The following is a 19,089-nucleotide window of genomic DNA, read 5'->3' on the forward strand; positions in this document are numbered from 1 at the left end:
TGCGCGGATTCTTTTTTTATTTAGAGGCTTGAATAAATACGCCTTTTTCATGAGAAAATTCTTTAAAGCCGTACACACCGTGATATGAACCGATCCCGCTCGTATTGACACCGCCGAACGGAAGGTTGACGTCAGTGAAATGAACGACGACATCATTGACAGAAGCATTGCCGGATGTCGTATGCTGCAGCACATAATCGATCAGCTCCTGATTATGGCTGAATACATACAAGGCAAGCGGCTTGTCCCGTTCAGTGATGTAATCAACGGCTTCACTGATATCTTCGTAATTCATAATCGGCAGAATCGGTGCGAAGATTTCTTCCTGCATGATCTTCATATCAGGCGTGACGTTTGTCAGTACGGTCGGAGAAATCGTGCGGTCATGCGCATCGAATACGCCGCCGAACGCCGTTTTCGCCCCTTTTTCAATGGCGTCATCATACAGGGCTTTGACACGGTTAAAGTTGCGGTCGTTGACAATCTGCGTGAATTTGTTGCGGTCAACCGTATGATCATCCTCCATAAAACCTGCATTGACAATGGTTTGCAGGAGATCTGTAAAGGTGCTCTGCACTTCTTTCTTCATAAGGAGATAGTCAGGTGCGATACATGTTTGCCCCGCATTGACAAATTTGCCGACGGCGATTTTTTTCGCCGCGTCCATCAAATCATAGTCGCTGTCGATGATCGTCGGGCTTTTTCCGCCAAGCTCAAGCGTGACGGACGACAAGTGCTTCGCTGCTGCCGTCATGACGATTTTACCGACATTCGTGCTTCCGGTGAAGAAAATGTGGTCAAACGGCTGGTCGAGCAGTTCTGTGGCGACATCGACCTCACCTTCAAAAATGGCGACTTCTTCTTCGTGAAATGCCTCGCGAATAACTGTCGCGGCGATATGGCTCGTCTCCATTGTAAAATCGGACAGCTTCACAATCGCGCTGTTGCCGGCCGCAATGGCAGCTGCAAGCGGAGCCATCGTCAGCATAAACGGATAATTCCACGGGCCGAGAATTAAGGTAAGGCCTTTTGGCTCGTACATTAATACGCCGTCAGCGTCGGGACTGACGGATGAGCCGACGCGTTTCGGCGCCATCCAGGTGTCGAGATTGTTCATATTATCTTTAATCGCCTTAATCGTTCCCTGCGTTTCCGCTCTTTTTACCTCATGATAAGGCTTGCGGACGTCCCGTCTGATCGCCTCGATGATTTCTTCTTCATGTGCGGTGACGGCATCTAAAAAGCGCTGAAGCTTTTCTCTGCGCTGCCCGGCTGTTGAAGCACGCAGCGTTTTTTGATTTTTTTTCTGAAGCTCAAAGACGCGTTTGATGTCTGCTTTTATATGCTGATCCATCGGTCTTCCTCCTCTGGTTGCTTTTTTGTTTCTTCAGGGCCTATTATAATGTGGTGTGTTTTTGCGGCAAAGACAGCGTAAACACATCTATACGTTACCGTACAAATTGCGGTGATCTGTCTAATGAAAGGAGTGTCTCTTATGCCGGATTCTGTGACAACTGACATCAAACAAGCGCTTTTGGCCATGCTTGGAGAGCGGGATATCCGCCGTGTGACCATGAAGGACATCGCCGAACGGGCGCGTGTGAGCCGGGGGACACTGTACCTTTATTACGAAGATAAATATGCGATTTTAGAGGATATAGAGGAAGAAATGAAAGACGGGCTGAGCGAAGCGCTGTATGATTCACTGAAGAATAAAGATGTGCTTCATTTACATGGCGGATGGCAAAAAGTGCATCCGACCCTGTCTTTTGTTGACCGGCATCGGGAGTTTTTTCAAACGATGATGGACCGTCATAAAATGCCGTATTTTCACTTTCATGCTTTTTTAAAAGATGTGTTCCGGCATGATGTGCTGCTGTCACCGGTCAATGCGGATTTCTCACCGACTGAACAGGATATGTACATTCATTACCGCGCTTTATACACGTATGCCATTGTGTTGTACTGGCTGAATGAGGAGCCCGGGGCATCACCGGAAGCGATCAGCGGGCAGGTGTGGGATTTGATTTCTCAAAAACGGTTTTACTGGCTGTTTGGCCGCCGGGTGCCGGAACAAGAAGAAAAAAAGCCCGCCGACCGCCGGGTGACACGGACGAGGCAGGCCTTGCAAGAGGCTATGATCAGCTTAGCAGCGGAAAAAAAGGATTACGCGGCGATTACGATTTCCGATATTGCCCGTGAAAGCAACCTGCGCCGTGCCACTTTTTATGACCATTATGCCAACAAAGAAGCGTTGCTGAAAACGATCATCCATCAATCATGCCGGGAGCTGATCGGATTATTGACGGTAAAGGGAGATCCTGCTGACTGCTCCATGGAAGAAGCGGAAGCTGCGCTCGTCCGGCTCTTTTCCGCACTGTCGGACGGCATGCCGCTCGTCCATTTTCTGAGAGAGGGTTCGGGAGTGCCTGACGTCATCCCGGAAATGTTCAGAGCGCTGCAATCGTTTTATCTTCATCAGCCTCTGCACATTCAGGCGGGCAAAAAACTCTATGCATACTATGTCGCATCCATGCTCGTCGGCTTGATTCAATATCGTCTTCATGAAGGAAAAGACCACGCGCCGGACATGCTGGCCCGGGAGTTTCTGCAGTTTTTGGATGTAAAGAAGTATCGGGTGATTTTGCTGTGAGGATGATGAAAAAGAACTCAGCCGAAAACAGGCCGGGTTCTTTTTTGCTGTTTTTTTTGAGAAGTGCCGATATGAAGTGTCCGGCTTTATCCCTTATAAAAAAACCTTCTATATGCCGCCTGATCAGCATTCTGCCGCCAAACATGACAAATGTCATATTCGGGGCATGATGGCTGCTACTACAACCGCCGCGAGCGCCTCGGTATACTTGGAATCATAATAAAAAAAAGGGGATATGACATTCATGACCAATCACGCCGCAACTCAAAAACAAGCATCTTTAAAAAAGCAGGTTGCTGCATTTTCCGGTGCCGATACAAAGCATAGTGTCAATCAGCTTTTCAACACATTTGTGCCGTTTTTTGCCCTTTGGTTTCTTGCTTACTTCAGCCTCAATGTCTCCTATCTTCTGACCCTCGCCTTTACTGTTATAGCAGCGGGATTTTTGACAAGAATCTTTATTATTTTCCACGACTGCTGCCATCAATCCTTTTTCAAACAAAAGAAGCTGAACCGGCTGTTCGGGTTTATTTCAGGTGTGCTGACACTGTTTCCGTTCCTTCAATGGCAACGCAGCCACTCCATCCATCATGCGACGAGCAGCAACTTAGATAAACGGGGCACCGGCGATATTTGGATGATGACCGTCAAGGAATACAACGAAGCCTCAGCCTGGACAAAAGTACGCTACAGACTTTATCGCAATCCGTTTATTATGTTTATTCTCGGCCCGATTTACGTATTTCTGATTAAAAACCGTTTCAATGTAAAAGGCGCCCGCCGCAAGGAGCGCTGGAACACCTATTTCACGAACGCGGCGATTGTCTTATTGGCTGCTGCGACGTGCCTGCTTTTCGGCTGGGAAAACTTTTTGCTTGTTCAGGGTCCGATTTTCCTTATTTCGGGGTCAATCGGCGTCTGGCTCTTTTATGTTCAGCACACGTTTGAGGATTCTTATTTTGAAGCCGATGAGCATTGGGACTATGTGCAGGCCGCGGTAGAAGGAAGCTCCTTTTACAAGCTTCCGAAGCTTTTGCAATGGCTGACAGGCAATATCGGCTACCATCATGTCCACCACTTAAGCCCGAAAGTGCCGAACTACAAGCTGGAAGCCGCTCATGAGGGGCACGAGCCTTTAAAAAACGTACCGACCATTACGCTTAAAACAAGTCTTGAATCCATGAAATTCCGTCTGTGGGATGAGGACGAAAAGCAATTTGTCACCTTTCGGGAGGCTCGGAAAAAACCGGCGCCCCATCCGGTGCCGAAAGAACCTTTAAAGAAAAATGCCTGATATGACGCGCGGCTCTTTCTCTTATCAGAAAGAGCCTTCTCTTCATGCGTGAGGATGCAATGAAGGCGGTGTTTTGATAAAGTGATGGTAGACACAAGCAGCAGAAGGTGGAACGAAGATGAAGAAGTATTTTAAATTTCAAAAACTGAATGGGATTTCTCCTTATATATGGATGATTTTTTTCATCTTGCCTTTTTATTTTATTTTTAAAAGCTCTTCTACCTTTGTCATCGTTGCCGGCATCATTTTCACACTTGTTTTCTTTGGCGCATACCGCTTCGCATTTGTTGCAAAAGGCTGGCCGCTTTACTTATGGGCGCTTCTTCTGATCGGCATTTCGACCGGCTCTGTCATGCTGTTCAGCTATATTTATTTCGCCTTTTTTATCGCCTACTTCATCGGCCATATCCGAGACAAAGTTCCTTTTTACATCTTATATTACATTCATATCATCAGTGCGGCGGTTGCCGTCAACTTCAGCCTTGTTCTGAAAAAAGAGTGGTTTTTGACACAAATTCCGTTTATCGTCATTACACTGATCAGTGCCATCCTGCTCCCGCTCAGCATTCGAAGCAGAAAGGCACGGGAGCGCCTTGAGGAGAAATTAGAATATGCAAATGAGCGAATCGCCGATCTTGTGAAGCTGGAAGAAAGGCAGCGCATCGCCCGGGACCTTCACGATACACTTGGACAAAAGCTCTCCTTAATCGGACTGAAAAGCGACCTTGCCCGAAAGCTGATTTACAAGGACCCTGAACAGGCCCGCACTGAGCTGAAAAGCGTGCAGCAGACGGCCCGCACCTCCTTAAATGAGGTCAGAAAAATCGTCTCATCGATGAAAGGCATCCGATTGAAGGATGAGCTCGGCAATGTTCGGCAAATTCTTGAAGCGGCAGGAATTGAATTTGTGTATGAAGAAAAAGAAGCGCCAAAACATATCTCTCTGCTGAACGAAAACATCGTCAGCATGTGCATAAAAGAAGCCGTCACCAATGTCGTGAAACACAGCGGCGCCAAAGTATGCCGCATCACCATTCAGCAGCTTTGGAAAGAGGTTGTCATTACGGTGGAAGATGACGGCAGCTTTCAATGCAAAGAAGACCGCTTTTTTTCAAAGGGGCACGGCCTGCTTGGAATGAGGGAACGTCTTGAATTCGCAAACGGCAGTTTAGCCATCGATACAGCCGCCGGAACAAAGCTGACCATGAGAATCCCGAATGATTCAAAATCAAAAGAAAAGGATGGTAGCAGATGATCAACATCTTCATTGCCGAGGATCAGCAAATGCTGCTCGGCGCACTCGGTTCCCTGTTGAATTTAGAAGAGGATATGACGGTTGTCGGCAAAGGCACAAGCGGCCAGGATGCCATCGATTTCGTGGAAAAACATGCGCCCGACATCTGTCTGATGGATATCGAAATGCCCGGGAAATCAGGTCTTGAAGCGGCAGAAGAACTCAAGGACAGCGGTGTGAAGATCATCATTTTGACGACCTTTGCCCGCTCCGGCTATTTTCAGCGGGCGCTAAAAGCAGGCGTCAGCGGGTACATGCTCAAGGACAGCCCGAGCGATGAGCTCGTCAGCGCCATCCGCAGCGTCATGAAAGGAAGACGCGTCTACGCACCTGAATTAATGGAGGACATCTATAGTGAGGAAAACCCGCTGACCGAACGGGAAAAAGAGGTGCTCGAGCTTGTCGCAGACGGAAAAAACACGAAAGAAATCGCAAACGCCCTCAGCATCAAAAGCGGCACAGTCCGCAATTACGTTTCGATGATCCTGGATAAATTAGAAGTGAAAAATCGAATTGAAGCCATTACCCGATCAAAAGAAAAGGGCTGGTTTAAGTAACCCGCCCTCAGCTTGTTCAGCCAGTGTTTTTTACACTGGCTTTTTTTATTACTATCGTCACTCCGTCTCTTCCTTCCACTTCTTATCAATCAGCATTTTTCCCGGCCAAGTGTATGCCATGATGCCGCCGTCTGCGGTGATGTCTTCTCCCGTGACGTAAGAACTGTCGTCTGAAGCGAGGAAGAGCGCGACGGCTGCCATTTCTTCCGGTTTTCCGAGCCGGCCGAGCGGCGTGATCCATTTGTTGGCTTCACGGAACGCTTCGCCCATTTCGTCTTCTGTCGTGCCTGCCAATTTATCAATGAGCGGCGTTTCAATCGTGCCCGGCGATAAGGAATTGACGCGGATTCCGCTTCTGGCGTAATCAATGGCCATCGCTCTCGTCAGGTTCGTGATTCCGCCTTTTGCGGCGTTATAGCCGGAGCGGTCAAGGTCTGCGGCCCGGCCGGACATGGAGGAGGTGTTGATGATGGAGCCTCCTTTTTCGAGCATGAGCGGAATCAGGTATTTGCTGCACAGAAATGTGCCGCGCAGATCGACGGCGATGATCCGGTCAAACAGGTCGACCGGGTATTCATGGACTTTTCCGCCCTCTTGGTCAACACCGGCATTGTTAAACAGAATATCAATTGTTCCGTACTTTCGCTGAATGCTGTCCGCAAAAGACTTTACGTTTTCTTCGTCTGATACATCAAGGTGAAAGGCTTCTGCTTCTCCGCCGTTTTTTCTGATAGCGCTGACGGTTTCATTCAGTTCGCTTTCATTGATGTCACCGCAGATCACGCGGGCGCCTTCATCGGCGAAAACCCGTGCCGTCGCTTGTCCGATGCCTGTCGCGGCCCCTGTGATGATTGCGGTTTTGTCTGTTAATCTTCCCATATTGCGATTCCTCCTTTTTTATATCTGTTCCCGCTGAATAGGGGGATAAACATACGGAGGTCTGTTTCTAAATACCTATTAAATATGTTAATATTATGTATATACATCATTGGGAGGTTTACATATTTTGAAGATACAGCATAAGAAGGAGATAGCGTTTTATTGTTATGCCATTGTTCCTATGGGATTTGTGATTTACACCGTTATCTCTATTCTATTTCAGGACATCATATTTCCTCTCACTGTAAGAAATGTTCTTCATGAGTCTTTGCGAAACTTGGGATCTCTTATCTTATTTAGTTTGTTTTTCTACCCGTCATACATATGGATGAAGAAGGAATTCGGCCGCCGGAAAGAAGCAGAGAGGAGAGGATGATCAACATTCTCTCTTTTTTATTGATAAAATGGGTGAAATGAATCCATTAACATGTTAAATTTACAATATATGCATCTGCTAATCCTAGTTGACAATTGTCACTGTATATGATAAATAGATGCTGAAAAGATTTTACATAACATCAAAGCATAATTAAAGGAGAGATCTGAAGTGCGGAAAAAAAAGTTTAAAGCAGAATCCAAGCGATTGCTGGACATGATGATTAACTCCATTTACACGCAGAAGGAAATTTTTCTCCGCGAGTTAATTTCCAACGCGAGCGATGCGATTGACAAAATCTATTACAAGGCGTTAACCGATGATTCATTAACGTTTGATCAAGACAATTACTACATAAAAGTGACGGCGGACAAAGAAGCGAGAACGCTCACCGTCACAGACACCGGTATCGGGATGACAAAAGACGAGCTTGAACAGCATCTCGGCACAATTGCGAAAAGCGGTTCACTCGCTTTCAAGCAAGAAAATGACTCGAAAGACGGCCATGACATTATCGGCCAGTTCGGCGTCGGGTTTTATGCGGCATTTATGGTGGCTGATAAAGTCACGGTGAAAAGTAAGGCGCTCGGCAGTGACGAGGCGTATGTATGGGAGTCGGAAGGGGCTGCCGGCTACACGATCGCGCCGTGTGACAAGGAAACCGTCGGTACGGAAATCACTTTGCAAATAAAAGAAAACACGGAAGATGAAAGCTATGATGAGTTTTTAGAAAACTACCGCATCAAAGCGATCGTGAAAAAGTACTCTGATTTTATCCGCTACCCGATCAAAATGGAAGAGACGGTCAACAAGCCGAAAGAGGGCAGCGAGAACGAATTTGAAGAAGTTCAGGAAGAACAGACGGTCAACAGCATGGTGCCGATCTGGAGAAAAAACAAAAGCGAGCTGACGGATGAGGATTACGAGGCTTTTTACGCCGAGAAGCATTACGGTTTTGATAAACCGCTGACCCATGTGCATATCAGCGTCGATGGAGCGGTGCGCTACAATTCGATTTTGTTTATTCCGGAAAACATGCCGTTTGACTATTATACGAAGGAATTCGAAAAAGGATTGGAGCTGTATTCCAACGGCGTGCTGATCATGAACAAATGCGCCGACCTGCTTCCGGACCATTTCAGCTTTGTAAAAGGCATGGTGGATTCTGAGGATCTGTCGCTGAACATTTCCAGAGAGATGCTGCAGCACGACCGCCAGCTGAAGCTGATTGCGAAAAACATCAATAAAAAAATCAAAGCCGAACTGAAGAGCCTGCTGAAGAACAAAAGGGAAAAATACGAATCTTTCTATGAATCTTTCGGCAGACAGCTGAAATTCGGCGTCTATAATGATTTCGGCGCGAATAAAGACGTATTAAAAGATCTGCTTCTCTTCTATTCATCTAAGGAGAAAAAGCTCGTCACTCTGGACGAATATGTGTCCAGAATGCCTGAGGATCAAAAATATATCTATTACGCGTCCGGCGATTCATATGAGCGGATTGAAAAGCTGCCGCAAACTGAAATGGTGGCGGACAAAGGCTACGAAATTTTATATTTCACGGAAGATATTGATGAATTCGCGATCAAAATGCTGACAAGCTATGAGGAAAAAGAGTTCAAATCCGTATCCAGCGCTGACTTAGGCATCGACAGTGATGAGGATGAAAAGCAGACTGAAGCCGAAGAAAACGAATATAAAGACCTGTTCGAGAGCATGAAAGAGATTCTTGCGGATAAAGTAAAGAACGTCAGAGCGTCGAAACGTTTAAAATCTCATCCGGTCTGTTTTGCGACAGACGGCGAAGTGACGATCGAAATGGAAAAAGTGTTGAATGCTATGCCTGACAGCCAGCAGGTCAAAGCGGAAAAAGTGCTGGAAATCAACCCGAATCACGAAGTGTTTGAGACGCTAAAAAACGCGCACGGACAAGATCGGGAAAAGCTTGCATTATACACAAATCTTCTCTACAATCAGGCGCTTCTGGTTGAAGGGCTGCCGATCCATGATCCGGTCGAATTTACGAATGACATCTGCAAAGTTATGGTATGACGCCAAAAAGGAATCGCCCAGCGGGGGCGATTCCTTTTTTTATTACAGTGTGCGCTGTTTAAGAATTTGATTTTGTTTGCTGCGCTTCTTTAAGGAGAACCGTTTTTTCAAGTGCGTTTCGATTTCTTCTAAACTTCTGCCCTTCGTTTCAGGAACGATGTAAGCGGCGAAGAAGAAGGATGAGAGGCAAATGACTGAGAATATTCCGAATACCCAGCCGATGCCCATAGCGCTCAGCATAAGCGGGAATACCAGTGAAACGATCAGGTTGGTTGCCGACAGGATCAATGTCGTAAATCCGGTTGCGGCTCCGCGTGCGTTTGACGGGAACAGCTCCGGCATCAGAACCCATACGACGGGACCCCATGTCGCCTGGTAGAAGACGATATAGATGCCGAGAAACAGCACGGTCAGCCATGCTGTTGAAGCTGACAGGCCGGCCAGAAGGAGAATGGCTGATAGTGACGCCAGGCTCAAGGTAATGCCGACGCTTCCCCACATCAGCAGTTTTTTCCGGCCGATCCGGTCAATTAAGATCATGGCGGTGATACACATGATGACGTTTAAGACACCGATGCCCATCGTGCCGAGAACGGACGCCGAAGTGCCGAGTCCGGCCTTTGTAAAGATGGTCGGCGCATAGTAAATCACCGTGTTGATACCGACCGCCTGCTGGAAGATGGCAAGGCCGATCCCAATCAGCAGCATAGGACGGATCCATTTGGCTTTCAGCAAGCCGAGCGTAGATTCTTTTTTCTCGGCTTCACCTTGTTTCATTTCCGCTAATTCAACAGCGATATCCTCTTTGTCGTGGGTCATTTCCATGACTTGTCTGGCTTCCTGCTCACGGCCGCGTTTGACGAGCCATCTCGGAGATTCCGGCATAAACGCGATTCCGATTAATAAAAGCGCCGCCGGTACTGCGGCGAGACCGACCATCCAGCGCCAAGCTTCAAACGGGGTGAATATGTAATTCACGATATATGCGAGTAAAATTCCGGTTACAATCATTAAGTTATTCAATGTGCCGAGCGTTCCGCGTATTTTCGTCGGCGCCATCTCAGATAGATAAACGGGAACCAGCGCCGTTGAGCCGCCGACGGCTAACCCGAGAATGACACGGGAGATAATCAGCATAGTGACGGTTTGCGAAGCTGCACAGGCAAGCGCGCCGATAATAAAAATGAGTGAAAGGACGAAAACCACTTTTCTCCGGCCCCATCGGTCAGAGCATGTCCCGCTTAATGCGGACCCGAAAATCGCACCGAGCAGCAGCATGCTGACGACCAATCCCTCGGTCAGCGTGTTTAAAGGAATATCATTGTTAATAAATAACAAAGCCCCTGAAATCACACCGGTGTCATAGCCGTAAAGCAGCCCGCCTAATGCTCCGAAAAAGTAAATCAGGTATTTTTTGGTGTTTTTCTTCACAGATGATCCTCCTCATCTTTTGGAACGCATAATAGTTTATTTAGATAACTATTTCATTCCCCGAAGAGAAAAATATAAACATAAAAAAAACACGCCCCTTTTAAGAGGCGTGTTTTTTTCTTAGGAAAACAGCTTGTCGATAAACGCGATTTCTTCAGCAGATAGCGTAATGGAGGCTGCTTTCATGTTGTCTTTTAATTGATCCGCGCGTTTGGCGCCCGGAATCAGGATATCGATTTCAGGTCTCGCCAAGTACCAGGCAAGCACGATATGCGCCGTATCAGCATTGTGCTTTTCGGCAATCGGTTTGAGCTGGTTGACTTTTTTGATGTTTTCTTTAAACTGCTCCCCTTGGAAATGCGCCTGATCATTGCGCAGGTCGCCTTCAGGGAAGGTGGTGTTCTCGTCGTATTTGCCGGCCAGCAGTCCGGATACGAGCGGGAAGTACGGAATGAATGAGATGCCGTGTTCTGTCGTATAAGGGAAGAAAGTCTTTTCCGCCTCACGGTTCAGCAGGTTGTATTCTCCTTGAATCACGTCGACTAAGCCGTCTTTATTGGCTTCTTTCAGCTGTTCCAAAGAGAAATTGGATACGCCGATGGAACGGATTTTTCCTTCTTTTTTCAGCTCATTCAATGCTTGAACGGCTTCGTCCTTCGGCGTGTGCTCATCCGGGAAATGGATGTAGAATAAATCGATGTAATCAGTCTGCAGGCGTTTCAGGCTGTCTTCGACCGATTGTTTCAAAAAGGCCGGTGAATTGTCGAAAACAAAGTCATCGCCTTCTTTTCTGTGAGCGGCTTTTGTGGCGATGAAGACATCCTCGCGGTTACATTCTTTCAGCACCTCGCCGATTAATTCTTCAGAACGTCCCACACCGTAAATATAGGCGGTATCTAACATGGTAACGCCGCTTTTAATCGCTTCCCGAACCAATTCTTTTCCCGTTTCTTCATTCAGATTCGGATAGAGATTGTGTCCGCCGACCGCATTTGTTCCCAAACCGATCGGAAATACCTTTAGGTCAGTTTTGCCGATTGTTACTTTGCTCATGTTTTCGCCCCCTGAAAAAATTGGATATCATAGCGGCTGCCGGAAAAATACGGCAGCGTTCTCTATTAACTATAACGCTATGCCAAGTGAATGTCGATTTGATGCTCTTGGCAATACTTCGTATATTCCTCATCGAGCTGCTGAGAAGTGACAATGCTGTGAAGCCGGTCGAAAGGCGCGTATGTCAAAAGCGTGGATTTGCCGAATTTGGAATGATCCGCGAGCAGATACACTTCGTTCGCCTTTTCGGAAATTCTCTTTTTCACCTCGTATTCCAGTAAGTCGGAATTCGTCAGGCCGTGGGTGATCGTTGTCCCGGTAGCGGACATGAACGCCTTGTTAATGTTGTATTTATTGAGTGTGCTCCGATCATCAATGCCGACAAACGACCTTGTCTTCCGCTTGTAATTATTGCCGATGATGATCAGGTCGATATTTTTCATGGATGAAGCAGCGTTAATAATATCAAGGCTGTTCGTCAAAACCGTCACATTCTTATCGGGATCAAGCGTCTCCAGCATCGATTTGGTCGTCGTGCCGGAATCAATAAATACAAGATCGTGATCCTCGATAAACCGTGACGCATAGCGGGCGATTTTGATTTTTTCATCCTGATGTTGAATGGTGCGGTTTTCAAAAGGGACGAGCACAGATTTTTCGGCTGACGTCACGCCGCCGTACACCTTTTTGATAACCCCTTTTTCCGCAAGCTTATTAATATCGCGTCTGACCGTGTTTTTAGAGACGTTGAATACCTCGCACAGCTCATCCAGCGAAGTGGCTCCGTGTTTGAGAATGTATTCTTCCATCTCCTGAATCCGCATCAGTTTCATAAAAAAACTCCTTCTAGAATTCTTAAAGTAATTAAAATATATAATAAACACCAGAAGTTAATCAATAGTTACTTAACAAATGATAAAAAAGAGGGATCATCCCCTCCGATTCGACACGGTTCTCCAAGTTCCTGTTTTCCCGGTCAAAAAAAGTACGATAAAAATAATGAAAAAATTTTGATTTTTTAGATTGACTTGAAGATGTGTTGGGCTTACAATGTAACCAAGAAATGACCAAAACATAACCTGTAAAATCAAAAGTGAAAGATGTAACCGTTTGCTTTTTCCGGTACATGACCAACTTTTACATGGAAAGATTGGGAGTCACCATCATTTTAGCATTTGTAAGCGTTTAATTCATGTCTTTTATATGTAAAAGATGAATATATTCATCCGTTATTATCCAGCTGAACAGGATGTTTACTATTTAAGGAGGCAATGAGAATGGCAGAGATCAGAAAACTGAAAAACTACATCAATGGTGAATGGGTTGAAAGTAAGACAGATCAATATGAAGACGTTGTCAATCCGGCTACAAAAGAAGTGATGTGCCAGGTTCCGATTTCTACGCGGGAGGATGTGGAATACGCCGTCCGCTCAGCCTCAGAGGCGTTTCAAACATGGTCAAAGACGGCAGTGCCGCGCCGTGCGAGAATTCTATTTAACTATCAGCAGCTTCTCCAGCAGAACAAAGAAGAGCTTGCCCGTCTGATCACTTTGGAAAACGGTAAAAACACGACAGAGGCACTCGGTGAAGTGGGACGCGGAATTGAAAACGTCGAATTCGCAGCGGGCGCGCCGTCACTCATGATGGGCGATTCACTTGCCTCCATCGCGACGGATGTAGAGGCGGCGAATTACCGCTATCCGATCGGGGTGGTCGGCGGTATCGCACCGTTCAACTTCCCGATGATGGTCCCGTGCTGGATGTTCCCGATGGCGATTTCGTTAGGAAACACGTTCATTCTGAAGCCGTCTGAGCGCACGCCGCTGTTAACGGAAAAACTGGCAGAGCTGTTTGAACAGGCCGGCCTTCCGAAGGGCGTCTTCAATGTCGTGCACGGCGCGCATGACGTCGTAAACGGCGTTCTTGAACATCCGGATATTAAAGCCATCTCATTCGTCGGTTCAAAACCTGTCGGCGAGTATGTTTTCAAAAAAGGCAGCGAACATTTGAAACGCGTGCAGGCGTTAACGGGCGCGAAAAACCACACGATCGTGCTGAATGACGCCCACCTTGAAGATACGGTCACAAACATTATCGGCGCGGCATTCGGTTCGGCAGGAGAGCGCTGCATGGCATGCGCGGTTGTGACGGTTGAAGAGGGAATCGCCGATGAGTTTATGGCGAAATTACAGGAAAAAGCAGCGGACATCAAGATCGGAAACGGACTGGATGACGGCGTATTCTTAGGCCCGGTCATCCGCGAGGACAACAAAAAACGCACGCACAGCTATATTGAAAAAGGCATCGAAGAAGGAGCGAGACTTCTTTGTGACGGGCGTGAAAACGCAACGGAAGACGGCTATTTCGTCGGACCGACGATTTTTGACAACGTGACGACGGATATGACGATCTGGAAAGATGAAATCTTTGCGCCCGTTCTGTCGGTCATCCGCGTGAAAAACTTAAAAGAAGCGGTGGACATCGCCAACCAGTCTGAATTTGCGAACGGCGCGTGTCTGTTCACTTCAAATGCGAACGCGATCCGCTACTTCCGTGAGAATATTGACGCGGGAATGCTCGGCATCAACCTTGGCGTCCCGGCGCCGATGGCATTCTTCCCGTTCTCTGGCTGGAAGTCTTCTTTCTTCGGCACATTGCACGCAAACGGAAAAGACAGCGTCGACTTCTATACACGTAAAAAAGTCGTGACGGCACGATACCCGTCTCCTGACTTCAATTGATCTGACAGCCGGCCCGGACGGCTTTGTGATTCCGTCCGGGTTTTCTTTTACCATCCATTAAGGAGGAATAAACATGAGTCATTTGCTGCGCAAACCGCAGGCCGATGAGATTTCTCAAGGCGTGAACATCATACATGACGTCACTTCAGCCAATTCAGACCTCAAATACGTCGGATTCAAAGTCGTTGACCTCACTCCCGGTTCCGCATATACAGAAGATTTGAAAAAGACGGAGTGCTGCATCGTTGCGGTAACGGGAAAAATCACCGTCACTGATTATGATCAGACATTTGAAAGCATCGGCACCCGTGAAAGCGTATTTGAAAGAAAACCGACGGACAGCGTTTATGTGTCCAATGACCGCTCTTTTGAGATCACAGCGGTCAGCGGGGCGAGGGTCGCGCTGTGCTATTCTCCGTCCGAACACCAGCTTCCGACAAAGCTGATTAAAGCGGAAGACAACGGCGTGGAACATCGCGGCAAGCTGGCAAACAAACGAACCGTTCATAACATTCTCCCCGATTCAGATCCATCGGCAAACAGCCTTCTCGTTGTTGAAGTTTACACGGACAGCGGCAACTGGTCGAGCTATCCGCCTCATAAACATGACCAAGACAATCTGCCGGCTGAATCCTTTTTAGAAGAAACCTATTACCATGAAACGGACCCGCCGCAGGGGTTTGTCTTCCAGCGTGTGTACACGGACGACCGCTCGATTGATGAGACGATGACCGCAGAAAATGAAAACGTTGTCATCGTGCCGGCGGGCTATCACCCGGTTGGTGTTCCGGACGGGTATACCTCTTACTACCTGAATGTAATGGCGGGACCGACACGAAAATGGAAGTTTCATAATGATCCGGCCCATGAATGGATCCTGGAACGCTAACAAGTGAGGAGTGGCAGATAACGATGAAATATACATTTAATGAAGAAAAAGAGTTTGATATTGTCGCGATCGGACGCGCGTGTATTGATTTGAACGCTGCGGAATACAACCGGCCGATGGAAGAAACGATGACGTTTTCTAAATATGTCGGCGGCTCCCCGGCAAATATTGCGATCGGCAGCGCCAAGCTCGGATTAAAAGCCGGTTTTATCGGCAAAATCCCGGACGATCAGCACGGCAGATTCATCGTTTCTTATATGCAGGGAAAGGGCGTTGATACGTCACAAATGACCGTCGACAGAGAAGGGCGTAAAGCCGGGCTCGCTTTTACGGAAATTCTCAGTCCGGAAGAGTGCAGCATTCTGATGTACCGGGATGACGTGGCGGATTTGTATCTTGAGCCGTCCGAAGTCAATGAAGGCTACATCGCAAACGCGAAAATGCTGCTCGTATCAGGTACGGCGCTTGCGAAAAGCCCGTCGCGCGAAGCCGTCTTAAAAGCGGTGCATATCGCAAAAAAACATGACGTAAAAGTCGTGTTTGAGCTCGACTACCGTCCGTATACATGGCAATCGGCAGAAGAAACAGCCGTGTACTACACGCTGGTGGCGGAACAATCCGATATCGTCATCGGTACGCGTGACGAATTTGACGTAATGGAAAACCGCAGCGGCGGAGGTAACGATGAAACCGTCCGCCATTTGTTTGCGCACTCCGCTGACCTTGTCGTCATTAAGCACGGCGTTGACGGATCATACGCATACAGCAGATCGGGAGAAGTTTTCCGGGCGCATGCCTATAAAACAAAGGTGCTGAAGACCTTCGGAGCGGGTGATTCCTATGCGTCAGCCTTCATCTACGGACTTGTCAGCGGCCGGGATATTGAAACGGCTTTAAAATACGGGAGCGCTTCCGCTTCCATCGTCGTCAGCAAACACAGCTCCTCAGAAGCAATGCCGGCTGCCGGTGAAATTATCGAACTGATTGAAGCGCAGCACAGTCTTAACGGTAAATAGAACGTATAAAAGGTGGGATCGTTTGTGGGTAAGACAATTCGCTTAACGACAGCACAAGCGCTGATTCAATTCTTGAACCGGCAGTACATTCATGTTGACGGAAAAGAAGAGCCGTTCGTTGAGGGCATCTTCACGATTTTCGGCCACGGAAATGTGTTGGGGATCGGGCAGGCGCTTGAGCAGGACGCCGGGCACCTGAAAGTCTATCAAGGCAAAAACGAACAAGGCATGGCGCATGCCGCGATGGCATACAGCAAGCAGATGCTGAGAAGAAAAATTTACGCGGTATCGACATCGGTCGGTCCGGGTGCCGCTAACTTGACGGCTGCCGCGGGTACGGCGCTGGCCAATAATATCCCGGTGCTGCTGCTTCCGGCCGATACCTTTGCGACGAGGCAGCCTGACCCGGTGCTTCAGCAGGTGGAGCAGGAATACAGTGCCGCCGTCACGACAAACGATGCGTTAAAGCCCGTGTCCCGCTATTGGGACCGCATTACCCGACCCGAGCAGCTGATGAGCAGCTTAATCCGGGCATTTGAAGTGATGACAGATCCGGCAAAAGCGGGCCCGGCGACCATCTGCATATCTCAGGATGTAGAGGGAGAAGCATTTGATTTTGATGAAAGCTTCTTTGAAAAACGCGTTCATTACATTGACCGGATGCAGCCGAGCGAGCGTGAACTGAAAGGCGCCGCGGAAAGAATTAAGGAGAGCAGCCGTCCCGTCATTTTAGTGGGCGGCGGCGCGAAGTACTCCGGCGCGCGTGAGGAATTAATCGCGCTTTCTGAAACATACGGCATTCCGCTTGTCGAAACGCAGGCCGGCAAGTCAACGGTTGAAGCCGATTTCGCCAACAATCTGGGCGGCATGGGCATCACGGGCACCCTCGCCGCAAACAAAGCCGCCCGCCAGGCTGATCTGATCATCGGTGTCGGCACACGGTACACGGACTTTGCGACATCCTCGAAAACGGCGTTTGATTTTGACAAAGCAAAATTTTTGAATATCAACGTCAGCCGCATGCAGGCTTACAAGCTTGACGCGTTTCAGGTCGTAGCCGATGCGAAAGTGACGCTCGGCAGGCTGCACGGCTTATTAGATGGATATAAAAGTGCATTCGGCACGGCGATTAAAGACTGGAAAGATGAATGGCTTGCTGAACGGGACCGGCTCGGCAAGGTCACTTTTACACGTGACGCGTTCAAACCGGAAATTAAAAACCATTTCTCACAGGATGTGTTAAACGAGTATGCCGACGCGCTCGGGACTGAGCTGCCGCAGACAACGGCGCTGTTGACCATCAATGACACGATTCCTGAAGACAGCGTCGTCATCAGTTCGGCGGGATCTCTTCCGGGAGATTTGCAGCGGCTGTGGCATTCCAACGTCCCGAATACGTACCACCTCGAGTACGGCTATTCCTGCATGGGGTATGAAGTATCAGGCACGCTCGGCCTCAAGCTGGCTCATCCCGACAAAGAAGTCTATTCACTCGTCGGCGACGGAAGCTTTCTGATGCTGCACTCAGAGCTGATTACCGCGCTTCAATATAACAAAAAAATCAATGTCCTGCTCTTTGACAACTCCGGATTCGGCTGTATCAACAATCTGCAGATGGATCACGGGAGCGGCAGTTATTTTTGCGAGTTCCGCACAGAGGACAATCAGATTTTAAACGTTGATTACGCGAAGGTGGCAGAGGGCTACGGCGCTAAAACATACAGAGCCAATACGGTTGAAGAACTGAAAGCGGCGCTTGAAGATGCGAAAACGCAAGACGTATCCACTTTAATTGAAATGAAAGTTCTGCCGAAAACGATGACGGACGGCTATGACAGCTGGTGGCATGTCGGCGTGGCGGAAGTGTCGGAGCAGAAAAGCGTTCAGCGGGCATACGAAGCGAAAGAGACGAAGCTGAAGTCTGCAAAGCAGTACTAGAGGGGAGGCATCACGATGGGCAAACAAGATATTCTGTGGGGCATCGCTCCCATTGGGTGGCGCAATGACGATATGCCGGAAATCGGAGCCGGGAATACGCTGCAGCATTTGTTAAGCGATATTGTTGTCGCCGGCTTTCAAGGTACGGAAGTGGGAGCGTTTTTCCCTGAACCCTCCGTCCTGAATAAGGAGCTGGCTCTCCGGAACTTACGGATTGCGGGGAAATGGTTCAGCAGCTTTATCATACAAGACGGTATTGAAAAAACGGCTGAACAATTTACAGAACACTGTGATTATTTGCAGAAAGTCGGAGCGGATGTCGCCATCGTTTCTGAACAGACGTACAGCGTTCAGGGCTTGGATATTGATGTATTTAAGGAAAAACCGCATTTCTCAGATGAAGAATGGGATACGCTGTGCCAAGGCTTGAACCGTCTCGGGAAAATCGCTGGCGAATACGGGCTGGACCTCACGTTTCATCATCATCTCGGCACAGGCGTCCAGACGGCGGAAGAAGTTGACCGGCTGATGGATGGAACGGACCCGCGGTATGTCCATTTACTTTATGATACCGGCCATGCCTATATCTCGGACGGAGACTATATGACGATTCTCAACAAGTATATGGATCGGATCAGACACGTTCATTTCAAGGACGCGCGGTTTGACATTATGGAGCGGTGCAGACAGGAAGGCAAGTCATTCAGGCAGTCGTTTTTACAGGGCATTTTTACGGTTCCCGGAGACGGATGCATCGATTTTACCGAAGTATACCGAACGCTCGTCCGTCATGATTATTCAGGCTGGATCGTCATCGAAGCCGAACAAGACCCGGCAGTCGCCAATCCGCTTGAGTACGCGCTAATTGCGAGAAAGTACATCGACAGTGAATTGCTTGATCCTGCAAATTAGAGGG

16 protein-coding genes are annotated in these 19,089 nt (G+C 48.2%); 11 read left to right on the plus strand and 5 right to left on the minus strand.

Features of this window, described 5'->3' with window-relative positions; translation table 11 throughout:
* Positions 1-16: 16 nt before the first annotated feature.
* Positions 17-1,354, minus strand: coding sequence for an aldehyde dehydrogenase family protein (locus BZ167_RS10320; RefSeq protein ID WP_007407852.1), 1,338 nt, complete (start codon positions 1,352-1,354; stop codon positions 17-19).
* Between the two features lie 141 nt (positions 1,355-1,495).
* Here BZ167_RS10320 and BZ167_RS10325 point away from each other — a divergent pair, with 141 nt between their 5' ends.
* From BZ167_RS10325 to BZ167_RS10345, 4 genes are all read left to right on the plus strand, one after another.
* Positions 1,496-2,653: a TetR/AcrR family transcriptional regulator gene (locus tag BZ167_RS10325; protein ID WP_077392053.1), complete on the plus strand. Its 1,158-nt coding sequence runs from the start codon at positions 1,496-1,498 to the stop codon at positions 2,651-2,653.
* 244 nt (positions 2,654-2,897) lie between these two features.
* On the plus strand, positions 2,898-3,947 hold the full coding sequence (locus tag BZ167_RS10335; protein WP_077392054.1) for a Delta(5) desaturase DesA: 1,050 nt from the start codon (positions 2,898-2,900) through the stop codon (positions 3,945-3,947).
* A 118-nt stretch (positions 3,948-4,065) separates the two neighbouring features.
* Positions 4,066-5,202 (plus strand): sensor histidine kinase, encoded by a 1,137-nt coding sequence (locus tag BZ167_RS10340; protein ID WP_032869296.1) that lies wholly within the window; start codon positions 4,066-4,068, stop codon positions 5,200-5,202.
* Complete coding sequence (locus BZ167_RS10345; protein WP_007407848.1) at positions 5,199-5,798, plus strand: response regulator transcription factor; 600 nt, start codon at positions 5,199-5,201, stop codon at positions 5,796-5,798. Before BZ167_RS10340 ends, BZ167_RS10345 begins: the two co-directional genes overlap by 4 nt.
* A gap of 57 nt (positions 5,799-5,855) precedes the next feature.
* On the opposite strand, the gene BZ167_RS10350 is transcribed toward BZ167_RS10345, so the two are convergent.
* On the minus strand, positions 5,856-6,677 hold the full coding sequence (locus BZ167_RS10350; protein WP_047936332.1) for an SDR family oxidoreductase: 822 nt from the start codon (positions 6,675-6,677) through the stop codon (positions 5,856-5,858).
* Between the two features lie 127 nt (positions 6,678-6,804).
* Between BZ167_RS10350 and BZ167_RS20515 the strand changes: the two genes are divergently transcribed.
* Together BZ167_RS20515 and htpG are read left to right on the plus strand one after the other, a co-directional pair.
* Positions 6,805-7,053, plus strand: coding sequence for a hypothetical protein (locus tag BZ167_RS20515; RefSeq protein WP_007614882.1), 249 nt, complete (start codon positions 6,805-6,807; stop codon positions 7,051-7,053).
* A 171-nt stretch (positions 7,054-7,224) separates the two neighbouring features.
* Positions 7,225-9,105, plus strand: coding sequence for a molecular chaperone HtpG (htpG, locus tag BZ167_RS10360; protein ID WP_077392055.1), 1,881 nt, complete (start codon positions 7,225-7,227; stop codon positions 9,103-9,105).
* 42 nt (positions 9,106-9,147) lie between these two features.
* Here htpG and BZ167_RS10365 read toward each other — a convergent pair whose 3' ends face one another.
* The 3 genes from BZ167_RS10365 to BZ167_RS10375 form a co-directional block, all read right to left on the minus strand.
* On the minus strand, positions 9,148-10,536 hold the full coding sequence (locus BZ167_RS10365; protein ID WP_007407844.1) for a sugar porter family MFS transporter: 1,389 nt from the start codon (positions 10,534-10,536) through the stop codon (positions 9,148-9,150).
* A 120-nt stretch (positions 10,537-10,656) separates the two neighbouring features.
* Positions 10,657-11,589, minus strand: coding sequence for an aldo/keto reductase (locus tag BZ167_RS10370; RefSeq protein ID WP_007407843.1), 933 nt, complete (start codon positions 11,587-11,589; stop codon positions 10,657-10,659).
* Between the two features lie 77 nt (positions 11,590-11,666).
* Positions 11,667-12,422 (minus strand): DeoR/GlpR family DNA-binding transcription regulator, encoded by a 756-nt coding sequence (locus BZ167_RS10375; RefSeq protein WP_077392056.1) that lies wholly within the window; start codon positions 12,420-12,422, stop codon positions 11,667-11,669.
* A 444-nt stretch (positions 12,423-12,866) separates the two neighbouring features.
* Between BZ167_RS10375 and iolA the strand changes: the two genes are divergently transcribed.
* The 5 genes from iolA to iolE all read left to right on the plus strand — a co-directional run bounded on the left by iolA (position 12,867) and on the right by iolE (position 19,085).
* A complete protein-coding gene (iolA, locus tag BZ167_RS10380) occupies positions 12,867-14,330 on the plus strand; it encodes a methylmalonate-semialdehyde dehydrogenase (protein WP_014419295.1) in 1,464 nt (487 codons plus the stop codon).
* 73 nt (positions 14,331-14,403) lie between these two features.
* On the plus strand, positions 14,404-15,219 hold the full coding sequence (iolB, locus tag BZ167_RS10385; RefSeq protein ID WP_012118847.1) for a 5-deoxy-glucuronate isomerase: 816 nt from the start codon (positions 14,404-14,406) through the stop codon (positions 15,217-15,219).
* A gap of 23 nt (positions 15,220-15,242) precedes the next feature.
* A complete protein-coding gene (gene iolC, locus BZ167_RS10390) occupies positions 15,243-16,235 on the plus strand; it encodes a 5-dehydro-2-deoxygluconokinase (RefSeq protein ID WP_012118846.1) in 993 nt (330 codons plus the stop codon).
* A 24-nt stretch (positions 16,236-16,259) separates the two neighbouring features.
* Positions 16,260-18,173 carry a 3D-(3,5/4)-trihydroxycyclohexane-1,2-dione acylhydrolase (decyclizing) gene (iolD, locus tag BZ167_RS10395; protein WP_077392057.1) on the plus strand — a complete coding sequence of 638 codons (1,914 nt, stop codon included), beginning with the start codon at positions 16,260-16,262 and terminating at the stop codon, positions 18,171-18,173.
* Between the two features lie 15 nt (positions 18,174-18,188).
* On the plus strand, positions 18,189-19,085 hold the full coding sequence (gene iolE, locus BZ167_RS10400) for a myo-inosose-2 dehydratase (RefSeq protein ID WP_077392058.1): 897 nt from the start codon (positions 18,189-18,191) through the stop codon (positions 19,083-19,085).
* Positions 19,086-19,089 lie beyond the last annotated feature (4 nt).

Origin of the sequence: Bacillus sp. 275, assembly GCF_001999205.1 — a bacterium.
Taxonomy (GTDB): Bacteria; Bacillota; Bacilli; order Bacillales; family Bacillaceae; genus Bacillus; species Bacillus velezensis.

What these genes read in the sequence shown, in the direction of transcription:
- BZ167_RS10320 (WP_007407852.1), bottom strand. Translation starts at nt 1,354, where the DNA reads ATGGATCAGCATATAAAAGCAGACATCAAACGCGTCTTTGAGCTTCAG.
- BZ167_RS10325 (WP_077392053.1), top strand. Translation starts at nt 1,496, where the DNA reads ATGCCGGATTCTGTGACAACTGACATCAAACAAGCGCTTTTGGCCATG.
- BZ167_RS10335 (WP_077392054.1), top strand. Translation starts at nt 2,898, where the DNA reads ATGACCAATCACGCCGCAACTCAAAAACAAGCATCTTTAAAAAAGCAG.
- BZ167_RS10340 (WP_032869296.1), top strand. Translation starts at nt 4,066, where the DNA reads ATGAAGAAGTATTTTAAATTTCAAAAACTGAATGGGATTTCTCCTTAT.
- BZ167_RS10345 (WP_007407848.1), top strand. Translation starts at nt 5,199, where the DNA reads ATGATCAACATCTTCATTGCCGAGGATCAGCAAATGCTGCTCGGCGCA.
- BZ167_RS10350 (WP_047936332.1), bottom strand. Translation starts at nt 6,677, where the DNA reads ATGGGAAGATTAACAGACAAAACCGCAATCATCACAGGGGCCGCGACA.
- BZ167_RS10370 (WP_007407843.1), bottom strand. Translation starts at nt 11,589, where the DNA reads ATGAGCAAAGTAACAATCGGCAAAACTGACCTAAAGGTATTTCCGATC.
- BZ167_RS10375 (WP_077392056.1), bottom strand. Translation starts at nt 12,422, where the DNA reads ATGAAACTGATGCGGATTCAGGAGATGGAAGAATACATTCTCAAACAC.
- iolA (WP_014419295.1), top strand. Translation starts at nt 12,867, where the DNA reads ATGGCAGAGATCAGAAAACTGAAAAACTACATCAATGGTGAATGGGTT.
- iolB (WP_012118847.1), top strand. Translation starts at nt 14,404, where the DNA reads ATGAGTCATTTGCTGCGCAAACCGCAGGCCGATGAGATTTCTCAAGGC.
- iolC (WP_012118846.1), top strand. Translation starts at nt 15,243, where the DNA reads ATGAAATATACATTTAATGAAGAAAAAGAGTTTGATATTGTCGCGATC.
- iolE (WP_077392058.1), top strand. Translation starts at nt 18,189, where the DNA reads ATGGGCAAACAAGATATTCTGTGGGGCATCGCTCCCATTGGGTGGCGC.